Here is a 12,919-nt window from a genome sequence, read left to right as displayed (position 1 = left end):
TCCCTAGTCTTCATCCCTAGTCTTCATCCCTTGTCTTCATCCGGTTGAACTATTGCGGTAAATCAACGGTAAACGTGGTTAAATTCTTTTGACTGGTGACTTTAATTTCTCCCCGCAACTGTTCAACTAATTTCTGCACCAACGCCAACCCCAACCCCGTTCCGCCTTGTTTCCAGGGATCGGCGTTGGGAACTCGATAAAATTTATCAAAGATTTTCGGAAGTTCTTTTTCGGGAATTTCCGCCTGGTTAGAAATCAGAAATTGTATCCCCAACGGTGTCGAATGATCTGCGGTTTTCTTAGTTTTAGAGGATTTTTTAGCCGAGTGAGTTTCACTGGCGCTTTGACAATTCACCCTCAAACAAATTTCCCCCCCATTGGGTGTATACTTACAAGCATTGTTGAGCAATTCTGCTAAAATCCGTTCTAAACTACCAGAATTGGTTTGCATTGTCGGCAGATGTTTGGGATACTCCACGTTTAGACTTTGCTGACGTTCTTGAGTCCGCGAATAAAACGACTGAACCATCTGAGGAAGCCACCGGGATAAATCAATCGTTTCTAACGAAATCGGAGTTGAGGAAGCTTCCAGCTTTTGCAAGTCCAACAAATCATTAATTAAGTTAGTTTCTCGCGAGCATTCCTGTTCGAGAATATTAATATACCGTTGAAAGCGATCATTTTCCGGCACCAATTTAATCATATGAATCGCCATTTTCATATTCGCCAACGGAGTCCGCAATTCGTGAGAAACCGTGCTGAGAAAATCATCTTTTAGCTTATTTAATTGCTGAAGTTCCTTGACTTTTTGCTGCAATTCTGCCGTCCGTTCCTGCACTTGGCGCTCAAGATCCGTGTTTAAATCCTGCACTTGGCGGTATAATTGAGCCTGTTGGATCGCGATCGCCAACTGAGTCGCCAACTGTTGTAAAACCGTAATTTCCGAAGGTTGCCACTGACGAGAACCCGAACATTGATGAGTCGAAATCATCCCCCAAAGTTGTCCATCTTGAAGAATCGGAACCACCAAATAAGCTTGGATTTGTTCTTTCTGTAAACGTTCAACTTCTTCAGGAGTTAATCGACTTTGATTGAGATTGCCGATCGCATAAACCGAGTCCGTTTCAAAAGCCGTCAAATAGGTTTTAACAAGCTGTTTTTTCAACTTTTTATCCAGCAAAGGATGCCATCCCGGAGCCACAGATTCCGCCACCCGTTGAGCCGACTGATTAGAAATTACCTGATAAATTAGCACCCGATCCGCATTCAAAACCAGCCGAACTTCCGCAACCGTAGTATTTAAAATTTCCTCGAGATCGAGAGACTGATGAATCTGAAAAGAAATCTTGGCAAATAAACGTTCCCGCTGCAATTGTTCGTACAGTTTAGCCGTCCGTTCTTGAACCAAATCTTCCAGTTGAGCGGTTTTATTTTCGAGCAACTCAAATTTTTCCGCTTGCAACTGATCGACCGATTGCTGTAAATTGCGAACCACCCGATACATTTCCGTCGGGTCGAGCATTCTCAACAAACTCATCTGAGAAATAATCCCGATCAGTTGTCCTTCCTCCCCACAAACAATCAATCGCTGCACCTGTTGTTGTTGCATCTCTTGGTGCGCCACCCAAAGAGAATCCCCCGATTTTAAACTAAAAAACGAGCTTCCGGTTAACAACATTTCGGCTGTCATTCGGGATAAATCCAATTCTAAATATTGAGCTTGAACAATATCAAACGCCGTGACAATTCCCACCGGCGTCAATTGTTTTTTCCGAGATGACTGATAAATTACCACACAACTGGCTTGATGCGCCGACATCATTTGCGCTAAACTCAGCAACGAAGCGGTTTTCGGAGCCGTTACCGTCTGTCGGGTCACTTCATCGCCCACCCGTCGCAACCGCAAAATATTAGACGGTTGTAGCACTCGCCGAATGCGTTCGGGAGTAATTACCCCCCGCAAATGCCGTTGAGAGTCGAGAACCGGTAAATGATGAATTTGATGCTGTCGAAATAACGACAAAGCGGTAAAAATATCTTGATCTTCAGATTCGACTAAATTCACCTCCGAAGGCGACATCACCTCACTAATTCGGGTTTTGTGCAAGCGCGCCTCCGCCGGAAAATCGAGTAAACCCGTTGCTAAAATCTGTACAATTTCTTGTTCGGTAACAATGCCCTGTAAAGTCGAAATTTCCGGTGACGAACTCGATTTTTTTCCATCTACAATTAAAACACAGTCGGCTTGAGTTTGGCTGAGATCGAGCAATCGATCCGATCCGGAGCCGTTGTTAGCCGGATCGGAAGTTTTCGGTGCCGGTAAAGGGTTGCTGCGGTTAAGCTGACCCATTAACTGAATCACATGATAAAGCGAGGTGTCCGGTGTCACCACAAGCGGGTTACGATCAATTGCTTGTTCTAAAGCGGAGGAATACTGAGGGAGTTGGTTCGGCGGCATAGCTCATCTTTGAAATATCAATAAAAATTTGGATCATTTCACCCCTATATTGATCGGGGTGGGAGCGCTGCATCTTCAGGTCAAGCGGCTTTATGGCGCAGATCTTCCGGGTCCATTAAGATCAAAGCAATTCTAATGTAAACTTTTGATAAGTATCCAACCATGAATGAACCTTTAAGCTTAGAAACCATTGCAACTCAACTGGAAAGCGAAAATTCCCGCGATCGGATGTTAGCTTTAGCATCTTTACGGGAAGTTCCCCCAATACAAGCTGTGCCTTTGATCAAGAAGGTCTTAAACGATCCCAACTTACCGATCCGCTCTATGGCTGTATTTGCCCTCGGCATCAAACCTACAGAGGAATGCTATCCAATTTTAGTCGAATTATTAGAATCCGATCCAGATTATGGGATTCGAGCCGATGCTGCGGGCGCTTTGGGCTATCTCGGCGATATCCGAGCCTTTGAACCGTTGGTTCGTGCGTTTTATGAAGACACAGACTGGTTAGTGCGGTTTAGTGCTGCCGTTTCTTTAGGAAATCTCAAGGATATTCGCGCTCACGATGTTTTAATCGAAGCCTTAGACTCTAAAGAAATTGTCGTTCAACAAGCGGCGATCGCGGCCTTGGGTGAAATTAAAGATCAAGATGCCATTGATGCCATTTTACGCTTTGCTCAGTCGGAAGATTGGTTAATCCGACAGCGACTTTGTGAAGCCTTAGGAAATTTACCCAGTCCCAAAAGTATCGCCGCTTTAAAATACCTCGCCAAAGATAGTCATCCCCAAGTCGCCAAAGCCGCTGAATTATCCCTCGAACGTTTGGGCGAATAGGGGTGTCGGGTGTCGGGTTTCGGGTTTCGGGTGTGTAGGGGCGGGTTCCAAATTGATTGCTCATGTCCCACTCTCAACTGATCTAAACCCGCCCCGGAGTCATTAGAAGTCGTGAGTAAGCGCGTTCGCGCTCGCTTCGCGTACAGGAGTTGCTGTGTTCAGGAGTTTAGAATTGCCTTTTCCCTTTCCCCTTTCCCCTTTCCCCTTTCCCCATTCTCCCGACTGTTAAAGCTTTAAATCTACGGCAACGCGATGGGCGCAAGCAAACCCCGAAAAGGCGACGGCGTTTAACCCCTGACCCGGAAACGTGCTGTCTCCGACACAGTATAAACCGGGAATAGTCGTGCGGTTAAAGGGCATTCCCAACAGCCCCCGCAACTGACGCCTGGGAATCGGGCCATAGGTGCCATCTTCTCGGTTGAGGAAACGACGGTGCGATCGCGCCGTTCCCACTTCCATATAGTCTAACCCCGCATCCAAACCGGGAAAGAACTGTTCTAAGCGGTCGATCAGACGTCCGGCGGCTTCTTCTTTCTTCTGTTCATATTCCCGCTCGGATAACCCTTCCCATTCCTCCAGAAAACTGGGGGTAAAGGTGTGCATAATGTGATAGCCTTCCGGGGCGAGATCGGGGTCGAGAAGCGTCGGAATGGAAACAAAAATCGTCCCTTCCGATTCTTCCATCCGATCCCAATCTTCGACAATCACATGATGACATTCGGTACCGGGACCGAACACCGAAGCCTCAACTCCCAGATGCAAGTTCAGAAAACTGGGAGATTTTTTATAGCGCTTTTGCCATTTTACTTCGGATTTGGGCATCTGTTCGGATTGGACTAACTTCCCGAACGTATCCCAACGGGTAGCATTTGAAACCACCCGTTTAGCGCAATAGATTTCGCCGGTAGTTAGCTCCACTCCTACCGCCCGACCGTTTTCAATCAGAATTTGTTTGACCCTAGCTTTGTATTGGATTTTACCTCCGGCTTGTTCGAGTCCCTCGACCAACTTGAGAGCAATTTCACCCACTCCCCCTTTTGGATAGTTAATTCCTCCATAATGGCGATCGCTAAAAACCATTCCGGCATTAATCATCGGAGTCAGATCAGCCGGCACCACCGACCAACAGTAGCATTCAATATCTATAAACTTTAAAAGCTGGGGATCGCTAATATAACGCCGAGCCACTTCACCTGCATTTTGAGGCAAATATTGGGCTAAACCCAAACAAGCACCCGGATTTTGGAAAAAGACCCGCATCAAATAACGGGGTTCTTCCAAAGAGAGCAACTCCATTGAGTTGAGATAGTTAAAAACTTTCCAACATTCATCATAAAATTTCCGAATTCCTCGCTCCTCGTGGGGGAATTTCTCAATTAGTTCTTGCAAAAACTTCTCATAATTGCGATGGACTTTCACCTGCAACTCATCCGGGAGATGATAATGGATCTGGACGGGATCGGGAATAGTTTCCAGGCTGACGTTGACCGCTTCTAAAGCACGGGTTAACAGGTTGGTGGTCCCTTGGTCTCCAAAACCAAAGATCATCGACGCACCCACATCAAAGCGATAACCTTCCCGTTCAAAATAACCCGAACTTCCACCGGGAATGATATAACTTTCGAGAACAAGGACGTTTGCACCTTTAGCGGCTAACTGGGTTGCTGTTACCAGTCCTCCTATCCCAGAACCAATGACAATCACATCAAATGCGGATGAGGGGGGTACAGGATTTATACCAATAGACGGCTGACGGCTAGGAACAGGCATGAAGTTTACTCTCTTCAAGGATCTTTCTTCTGACTCTCACAGTGTAACGCCTCAAGGGGTTTGAGGGGAGTATCGCACCGCGATCGCACGCCTCCGGGAATTGACGCCGGACTCCGGTTTCGGCCTGATGCTGTAGAGCGACCAAGATTTAACCCCTGGCTTGATCATAATCATAAACAAAAACGGGAGCGGTTTAATACCTGCCGTCCCGTCTGCCGATCCTTTGAGAGGAGAACACTAAAACTTAATGTACACTTATTGAAAATCTTTGTCAAGTATTTGGGGAAATTTTGATCGGACTCGCCCAAAAAATTCGGAACATCTTCGCGCCGCGAGTTATGATAATTGAGGATTTTCAGCAGAGATCGATCGGCTTATGGCTTTGCAACTGCGCGTTCACGTTCCTCCCCATCCCCTGATCAAACATTGGCTATCGGTGGCCCGCGATGTTAACACCCCGTCGGCGATTTTTCGCTCTGCAATGACTGAATTGGGACGGTGGTTGACCTATGAAGCGGTAAGAGACTGGCTACCCATCATCGAAACGACAGTGCAAACGCCTTTAGCTGAATGTCCGGCGACTTACGTTAATCCTCAAGTTCCCCTGGCGGTGATTCCGATTTTACGAGCGGGATTGGCCTTAATGGAGGGAATTCAAAGCGTTGTACCGTTAACTTCGGTGTATCATCTGGGGATGGTCCGCAACGAAGAAACCTTAGAATGTAGCTGCTATCTCAATAAACTTCCTCCCGCTTTCGATCCGCAAACTCGGGTGTTGGTCAGCGAACCGATGTTAGCAACCGGCGGAACGATTATGGCTACAATGGACGAATTGACCAAACGGGGAGTTAATCCCGAGTTAACCCGAATTATATCTATTGTAGCCGCTCCCCCGGCTTTGCAGCGTTTAAGTGTCGATTATCCTCAGCTTAAGGTGTACACGGCGATTATTGATGAAACGGTAAATGACAACGGCTTTATTGTACCCGGATTGGGAGATGCCGGCGATCGCACCTTTGGAACTTAGAACGGTAAAATGAGGATACTCACAACACACGCAGCACGCATATGAGCAATCGAGAAGGATTTACCAGCGGATTGATGATTGGGGCAACTTTGGGAAGCCTCATCGGAGGAGTTTTGGGGGTTGTCCTCACCTCTCGAATGTCCGGTGAAAACTCAAGCAATCAGTTGATGGAACCGAAAAAAGCCAAAAATAAATCCAATCAACCCGATGCTGAGAATATGGAAATGGCTCGTTTGAGTCTGGAGGATAAAATCGCTCAACTCAATCAGGCGATCGATGATGTTCGCCAGCAGTTGGGAAGCGTTAACGGCGTTACCCCGGAAAATACCGAATCTCTGCGAGAAGATATCTGAGCGGGAAAATTTTCCCACAATTTCAACAAGCCTAAAATATGGTACACTATCATTAATTAGGCACGTTTTACACTTGAGTAGAAATTCAATTAACTTCTATGAGTTCTCCAATAGGCTTACTGGCTGATACAATCGCTCAGTTTTTGCAAATTTATATGGTTCTAATCTTCATTAGAATCCTGTTGAGTTGGTTTCCTAATGTTGATTGGAGCAATCCCTTTTTCTCCGTCTTAAGTCAGTTGACCGATCCTTACTTGAATCTGTTTCGTTCAATTATTCCCCCCTTGGGAGGGATTGACTTTTCAGCAATTATTGCTATCTTCCTGTTGCAAATTGTCGCCGGAATTGTCCCCGGACTTTTGTACAGCTTGGTTTAATCAAAAAAGTCGGGTTGGGTTCGTAGAATTCCCAACCCAACCTAAACATTAAATTAACGGCCAATTCGACCGGTAAACCCGGAAGCTTTAAACTGTTCTAAGCTTAACGGGGGTTTGAGATTCGTCGGAACCGAAATTCTGATCTCAAAATCGCTCACACCGGGAGGCACTTCACTAATACTTCCGAGGCGAGTCCGATTTTCCATCACTCGATTACCATTGGCATCGTAGATCCGACCAAAAACGTCCGCATCTACGACATATTTTCCTGAGGTATTCTTTGCTTTTCCGGTGATCATATAACAATTTGCACCTTGAGAAGAAAAGCTAGAAATCATTCCTTCTGATAATTCAGCAGGACAGTCTTTGAAACCGAGATCGTAAATTTCTACAGGAATCAAAGCCAAAGCAGGGGGAGTCCAAAACCAAGTTAAAAGACTAATTAAACCTGCAAGTAAAACACTGGGAAAGATTCGCGATCGCATAAATCTGACCTTTTCGATTTAAACTCTAGCTTACCGCAAATCGGGACTAAAAGAGCGTTAAATTAGTTAAACAGAAATTTTCGACCGTTAAAGAGAAGTTAAAGATAAATTATCATTGGCGTTTGGGTTTACCCGACTTCAAGCGGGTACCTTTTGTCAAAATATAAACAATCCCCACAGCGAAAATGAGACTTCCCCCAACTCCAACAACCATACAAAAGATCTCATAAAGATGTTCTTCGATATTACCTCGAATTAAATAGTATTTAAGCAATTCAATGGTAGCCGCCAAACCAATACCAAAAGCAAACAAAATCGGTAAACCCAAAACTACCCAACTGCTATACATCACCCAGCGAGGTGCGTGACCCCTAGAAAGATTTCTATAAGTTTCACCTTCTAAATGAATTGATTCTAAGGGTTCAAATCCAGAAGAAATCTTTGGGGGATGTTGCAGGGGAGGAGAAGACGGAATTTCAATAAAGATTTTCCGATCATTATTGAACTGATTCTGCGATTTAAAATAGTCGTCGTTGTCATTCATCTTGTCATTCATGTTGTCATTCATGTTGTCATTCATAACTTTATCAACTTGTGAAATAATCGGAGAAAAAACCTACAGTTTCTCATTTTTTATATGATATCCGCTTGATTAATGCCTGTTAGGGTTCGTTGCGGGTTTAACTCAGTCTCGGAGTGGTCGTAAAATTAATGCAGAACCCGCCCCTACAGGACGCTTATTGATGAGTTGGATCTCATTTTAGATGAAATCAGGTTAATCAAATAAACATCTCGGATTTCGACAATTTCAACGGAATTAAAGTTAGTCAGAATCGCTACCCCCATCATCGTAGTCATTATAATTATCCTCATCATAATCACTGCAATCCTCATCATAATCCCGTTCACAGTCGTGTTCACAGTAATGATCGCAATCATTATCAATGTAGTAATAATTATGATTGACAACCACAGGCTTTTTAACACAAATTGGTTGGAGTCGTTTCACCACTTCTAAGGCTTCAGTTTCTTTTCCTAGAGGAACATATACAGTTTTTGAAGAAGTTTCTGATTGTTCCGTTTCTGAACGATATCCGGTGAGTTGAAAACTTTTATCTTGTTTGTCTTCCGGGATGCAATGTTCAAACTCAAATTCTAGAGTTCTTCCCGAGAGTTTTACTTCAGACAGTAAAGATAGAGAATCGTTCCAACTGCAATATTTACCCCCGTGACAAATCGCACTTGAACCAATATAAACATCCTCAATTTGAATTAATCTTGAGATGGCTTTAACCCCAGAAACAATAAAACCAATTACACCTAAAATTCCGCCTAAAACCATTCCATGATACATTCCGTCTAGGATTTCTTGTAGAGGAAATTGATAATAAGTCGGATGAGTTACAAAGTCATAAACTCCAAAACATAAACACAGAATTCCGAAAACAATCGGACAGAGAAATAAAATAGATAAACCCGTATAAAATTCGGATCGAGAAATCCAAAACTTATCTTGTCGGGTATATTTCCAATGAAACCAATAGTTGGAAGGATCGTAAATAAACGCCGCAATTTGTGCGGAATGATGACGATGATCTTCTTCAGCAGATTTTGTATGATCGAATAAAATCCAAACTAATCCTAAGGTAAGAACACCGACAACCAACAACAAACCATACAGAATAATAGAAGAAGAAGAAATGGATGCGTCTGCTGAGTTCATAGCTAGCGTTTCTCCCAATCAACAGAAAGTTTGAGTTGCAAAATCTATTTCAAGGCTAGCAACTCAATTCATTGATTGTCTGTGATGAAACCGTATGAAAAATGTGAGATCGATCAAGGGTAATTCTAACAAATTGTAAACCCCGTAATATCTTTGATAAAAAAGAGCATATTATAATTATAATAGCCCTAACTTTTTATGAAGCGACTGGCGCATCACATCAACGGGAACGGGTTGCTTTAACCAAAGTTCTAAAGCCGTTGCACCTTGTTGAACCAACATTTCTAAGCCATCAATTATAATTGCACCTTTGGCTTTAGCGAGGCTTAAAAATTGAGTCGGGTTAGGCGTATAAATCAAATCATAGGCGATCGCATCAGATTTTAACCCATCCATAACAGCTTCGGTAACGGGAGAATTTTCAACGTGAGGATACATCCCGACCGGCGTCGTATTTACCAATAAATCAGCTTGATGAATCATTTCCGGTAAACTATCCCAAGTCTCAACATTTAGGGATAAAGACAAAGGAGAATCCAACCAACTTTGTTGAAAAATATCTAACTTTTCTCGATTTCTCCCCACCACAAAAATATTACGAATTCCCAACTCCGCACATCCGGCGACAACCGCACGAGAAGCGCCGCCATTTCCCAAAATAATCGCCGTTTTTTCCCGCCAAAATTGATGATTATTATTAATCTCTTTCAGGGGCGCGATAAATCCAACCACATCAGTATTTGTTCCTTCCCAACCCCGATCAGTCCGCCAAACCGTATTCACCGCACCGACAGCTTCAGCTAGTTTGGAGACGTGAGACAGCCGAGAAACAATCGCCTGTTTGTGAGGAATAGTAACATTAAAACCTTCCAAACCCATCGCAGAAAAACCCGCCAAAGCCGCATCTAAATCCGTTGATTTTATCGGAAAAGGAAGATAAACATAATCAACACCCATCTCCGCGATCGCCGCATTGTGCATCACGGGAGACAAAGAATGTTCAATCGGATCGCCAATCACACCCAAAAGTTTTGTTGTCCCTTGAATCATCACTCTATTGACATTAACGCTTTTGTTATTATGACATCCCACTGGTAACGAATTCAACTTGGGTTGAGATAACGAAAACAACGCTAAGATTAAAACGGATAGATAACCTCAATTCTCTCAAAGTTAACCCATCCGTTTCCAAGCATCATAAACCCCAAAAACCCAACCCAAAGCCATCCGTTAAAAAAGCCAAAATCCAAAAAACCCAACCCAAAGCCATCCGTTACCATACCCGCTACTGACTACCCTTTAAATTCCGGCGCTTCCACCAAAATCGGATTAACATCAAACCAGAAATCTTTCCGATAGCGGTATTCAAACACCCACAAACTCCGCAATAAAGTTTGATAATCAGTTAAACCACTTAATTTTTTAGTTTTCCCAACCTGACGCAACATTTCCCATTCATCAGCTTCAATCGCCAATAATAACTGATGACGGCGTTGTAAAATCACATCTTCCAAAGCCTCTCTCGAAAGGGGTGGATCTTCTTTTTGCAGACAACTGTACAACAAAACCAACAACGTTCTTACATGACCCCCACTCATCATACACAAGCGATCTAAAGTTTGAGAATCATCAAAAACTTGAGAAATTAAACTTGAATATTCATCCAGTTTAACCTCAGGAAAAGAACGCGCCATAACCATTTGTCGGAGTAATTCTATCCCTTCGTCGCAAGGCGTTTCATCTTGAAAACGTACCGGAACCATCGGTAAAGTCTTCGGATCGCCGCCAAATCGATTAGTAAGCCGTCCCAAATCATTAGAAAAAATTAATCCCAACGGAATCGTATAAACCACATGACAGCTTAACTGATTCAATTGATCGCCGCGATCAATAAATAAATATTCCGGTTGAGGTCTTCCGGTGGGGGTTTTAGAATTAATAATCCGATCCAAATTATCAATAATAACCACCAATCCCTGTTTACCCTGCTGTTTCAACTGTTCAATCGAAGGTTCGAGCAATTCCTGATTAATTGCTTGTAAAATGGTATTGGTACGCGGTTCTAAATATTGCCTTAATCGAGTTCGTAAATCGCGACTATCTCTAGCTTTAGCGGTAATTTTACCAATTCCCAACGATAGAGAAAATTCACCCGAAGTATTCGCACTCACATTTCCCAACCCCGGAAGATCCGCTTGAATATCAATTTCGGCTTGCAACACATTCGCCAACCCCTCAAGCAAAGCTTTAAACCCCGTCGGTTGCAATCGGATTTGAAGTTGTTCTATACTCTCACTAACTTGGCGGGCGATCGCCAACAAAATATCCGTAATATCCACATCCGCCATATCGAGATCTTTACTCGACTCAAAATAGACGACATGAAATTCTTGTTCTTCCAACTCCGCCTTCAGTCGCAACAGTTCCGTTGATTTTCCCGAACCAATATGTCCGGTAAAAAGTTGACAAGTCGGATTATCTGGCGAAAGGCGGGTAATAGTCCGGGCAATTTGTTCGATCAGTTTTCCGCCCCGAACCTCAGAAAAATCAATGTAATATTGTCGATCTTCTATTGTACCAAAATTTAGCGTTTTTGCGGGATTAGAAGCTCGAAAAAATTTGCGTAAATTGAGTTCCATCGTTGTCCACCCAAACCAAACCAGTGTCCGTAAACTCTCATTCTTGCGGTCATTCTTTGAATCAGTAGGGAATAATAAAATCAACCTTTATTGGCGAGCCAATATCCCAACGTTAATCCTAAACCTGAAGTTGTAGCGAGAATCATAAAAGTATAAAATCCATTAAACGACTCAATTAATTTTTCACCGGCAACCATTTGCGCGATCGCTCCCGAAATCAAAATGATGGCAGCCCAAGCGCCAAAAATCACCTCTAAACCCGTTTTTTCAATCGCTCGAATTACAGCATTTTCTCCCGCACCCGTCCAGGCACCCAACCAGGCACCAAACCCAAATCCAAAGACGCTTCCGGCGCCGGTTTTTCTCCTGGGTTTAGTTTGGAAAGCGCGATCGCAAATCAAGCCCATCGTTGTCCCCATGACTGCCCCTAGCATACCTCCCAACAGCGCTCCCCGCCAATCTCCGGTTTTGCTGCCGGCGACCAACCCGGCGATCGCAGAAATTCCCACCAGAGTCAGTATCCACAAAATCCCCTTAACTCGGGCTTGCGAACCCGCGATCGCCCCCAAAACCAGCCCCACGATCGCCCAAACCACCCCGGTAATGATTCCTGCGGCTTGATTTCCGGCGACCCATCCGGCCATACCCCCGGCGACCATCAAGGCGATAAACCAGGAATGTTCAAACCTTTCTCCCATCGAAGCCAAAATTGCCACGATCGCCCACAACATGGCGGCGAGGATTTCATTCCACAGCGGGACGGATAAGGCGGTTAAAACCCATCCGATCAGGGTATACCCCAAAAAAGTACCCGCCAGCCATCCCCAGGGTATTACGGGGCTATCCGGTGAGGATACGGAAGAATCAACCGGCTGAGGGGTTTCCTGATAAACCCTTGAGGTTTGAAAAGGGTTGTCCTCGGGTGGGGTTGGCGGAGGGGAAGAAGCGGTTGAGGGGGTTGGTCCGTGAGAAACCGAAAATTCGGGATCGCTTAAGCGCGATCGCAAATGGACGTAAGCGTAATTAATTTCTTTAAATTTTTGTTCGGCTTCGGCCTGTAACCTAGAATCGAGAGGATAGCGATCGGGATGCCAAATCAAAGCCAAATTTCGATAAGCCTGTTTGACATCTTCTAAAGACGCCCCGGGCTGAAGATTTAAGATTCGGTAGTAGTATTCGATCTCATCCACGTTTTAAACTAATAGCGTGCATCGGACTGCGGGTGGCAAACTGCAATATTTTTCAGAGTTTCGAGG

At 44.3% G+C, this 12,919-nt stretch carries 12 protein-coding genes; 4 read left to right on the top strand and 8 right to left on the bottom strand.

What is annotated here, in order from left to right:
• Positions 1–49: 49 nt before the first annotated feature.
• Positions 50–2,458: a CBS domain-containing protein gene (locus ACL6C3_RS10095; RefSeq protein ID WP_413167037.1), complete on the bottom strand. Its 2,409-nt coding sequence runs from the start codon at positions 2,456–2,458 to the stop codon at positions 50–52.
• 162 nt (positions 2,459–2,620) lie between these two features.
• Between ACL6C3_RS10095 and ACL6C3_RS10090 the strand changes: the two genes are divergently transcribed.
• A complete protein-coding gene (locus ACL6C3_RS10090; RefSeq protein WP_413167036.1) occupies positions 2,621–3,289 on the top strand; it encodes a HEAT repeat domain-containing protein in 669 nt (222 codons plus the stop codon).
• Between the two features lie 225 nt (positions 3,290–3,514).
• On the opposite strand, the gene crtH is transcribed toward ACL6C3_RS10090, so the two are convergent.
• Positions 3,515–5,059, bottom strand: a complete 1,545-nt coding sequence (gene crtH / locus ACL6C3_RS10085) for a carotenoid isomerase (protein ID WP_413167035.1) — start codon at positions 5,057–5,059, stop codon at positions 3,515–3,517.
• A 376-nt stretch (positions 5,060–5,435) separates the two neighbouring features.
• Here crtH and upp point away from each other — a divergent pair, with 376 nt between their 5' ends.
• From upp to ACL6C3_RS10070, 3 genes are all read left to right on the top strand, one after another.
• Entirely contained in the window at positions 5,436–6,086 is a 651-nt protein-coding gene (gene upp, locus ACL6C3_RS10080) for a uracil phosphoribosyltransferase (protein WP_413167034.1), read from the top strand.
• 41 nt (positions 6,087–6,127) lie between these two features.
• Positions 6,128–6,439, top strand: a complete 312-nt coding sequence (locus ACL6C3_RS10075) for a hypothetical protein (RefSeq protein WP_413167033.1) — start codon at positions 6,128–6,130, stop codon at positions 6,437–6,439.
• Positions 6,440–6,537: 98 nt separating this feature from the next.
• A complete protein-coding gene (locus ACL6C3_RS10070) occupies positions 6,538–6,816 on the top strand; it encodes a YggT family protein (protein WP_413167032.1) in 279 nt (92 codons plus the stop codon).
• A gap of 53 nt (positions 6,817–6,869) precedes the next feature.
• On the opposite strand, the gene ACL6C3_RS10065 is transcribed toward ACL6C3_RS10070, so the two are convergent.
• The 6 genes from ACL6C3_RS10065 to ACL6C3_RS10040 all read right to left on the bottom strand — a co-directional run bounded on the left by ACL6C3_RS10065 (position 6,870) and on the right by ACL6C3_RS10040 (position 12,853).
• Positions 6,870–7,301, bottom strand: a complete 432-nt coding sequence (locus ACL6C3_RS10065) for a hypothetical protein (RefSeq protein WP_413167031.1) — start codon at positions 7,299–7,301, stop codon at positions 6,870–6,872.
• Between the two features lie 112 nt (positions 7,302–7,413).
• Entirely contained in the window at positions 7,414–7,881 is a 468-nt protein-coding gene (locus ACL6C3_RS10060) for a hypothetical protein (RefSeq protein ID WP_413167030.1), read from the bottom strand.
• A 243-nt stretch (positions 7,882–8,124) separates the two neighbouring features.
• On the bottom strand, positions 8,125–9,024 hold the full coding sequence (locus tag ACL6C3_RS10055) for a hypothetical protein (protein ID WP_413167029.1): 900 nt from the start codon (positions 9,022–9,024) through the stop codon (positions 8,125–8,127).
• A gap of 177 nt (positions 9,025–9,201) precedes the next feature.
• On the bottom strand, positions 9,202–10,074 hold the full coding sequence (locus ACL6C3_RS10050; RefSeq protein ID WP_413167028.1) for a shikimate dehydrogenase: 873 nt from the start codon (positions 10,072–10,074) through the stop codon (positions 9,202–9,204).
• Positions 10,075–10,316: 242 nt separating this feature from the next.
• Positions 10,317–11,663: a P-loop NTPase fold protein gene (locus ACL6C3_RS10045; RefSeq protein WP_413167027.1), complete on the bottom strand. Its 1,347-nt coding sequence runs from the start codon at positions 11,661–11,663 to the stop codon at positions 10,317–10,319.
• Between the two features lie 80 nt (positions 11,664–11,743).
• Positions 11,744–12,853: a DnaJ domain-containing protein gene (locus ACL6C3_RS10040; protein ID WP_413167026.1), complete on the bottom strand. Its 1,110-nt coding sequence runs from the start codon at positions 12,851–12,853 to the stop codon at positions 11,744–11,746.
• Positions 12,854–12,919 lie beyond the last annotated feature (66 nt).

Origin of the sequence: Capilliphycus salinus ALCB114379 (assembly GCF_047276495.1) — a bacterium.
In the GTDB taxonomy this organism is placed as follows: Bacteria; Cyanobacteriota; Cyanobacteriia; order Cyanobacteriales; family Microcoleaceae; genus Capilliphycus; species Capilliphycus salinus.
This window is presented reverse-complemented; position numbering and strand designations above follow the sequence as displayed.

What these genes read in the sequence shown, in the direction of transcription:
- ACL6C3_RS10095 (WP_413167037.1), bottom strand. Translation starts at nt 2,458, where the DNA reads ATGCCGCCGAACCAACTCCCTCAGTATTCCTCCGCTTTAGAACAAGCA.
- ACL6C3_RS10090 (WP_413167036.1), top strand. Translation starts at nt 2,621, where the DNA reads ATGAATGAACCTTTAAGCTTAGAAACCATTGCAACTCAACTGGAAAGC.
- crtH (WP_413167035.1), bottom strand. Translation starts at nt 5,059, where the DNA reads ATGCCTGTTCCTAGCCGTCAGCCGTCTATTGGTATAAATCCTGTACCC.
- upp (WP_413167034.1), top strand. Translation starts at nt 5,436, where the DNA reads ATGGCTTTGCAACTGCGCGTTCACGTTCCTCCCCATCCCCTGATCAAA.
- ACL6C3_RS10075 (WP_413167033.1), top strand. Translation starts at nt 6,128, where the DNA reads ATGAGCAATCGAGAAGGATTTACCAGCGGATTGATGATTGGGGCAACT.
- ACL6C3_RS10070 (WP_413167032.1), top strand. Translation starts at nt 6,538, where the DNA reads ATGAGTTCTCCAATAGGCTTACTGGCTGATACAATCGCTCAGTTTTTG.
- ACL6C3_RS10065 (WP_413167031.1), bottom strand. Translation starts at nt 7,301, where the DNA reads ATGCGATCGCGAATCTTTCCCAGTGTTTTACTTGCAGGTTTAATTAGT.
- ACL6C3_RS10060 (WP_413167030.1), bottom strand. Translation starts at nt 7,881, where the DNA reads ATGAATGACAACATGAATGACAACATGAATGACAAGATGAATGACAAC.
- ACL6C3_RS10055 (WP_413167029.1), bottom strand. Translation starts at nt 9,024, where the DNA reads ATGAACTCAGCAGACGCATCCATTTCTTCTTCTTCTATTATTCTGTAT.
- ACL6C3_RS10050 (WP_413167028.1), bottom strand. Translation starts at nt 10,074, where the DNA reads ATGATTCAAGGGACAACAAAACTTTTGGGTGTGATTGGCGATCCGATT.
- ACL6C3_RS10045 (WP_413167027.1), bottom strand. Translation starts at nt 11,663, where the DNA reads ATGGAACTCAATTTACGCAAATTTTTTCGAGCTTCTAATCCCGCAAAA.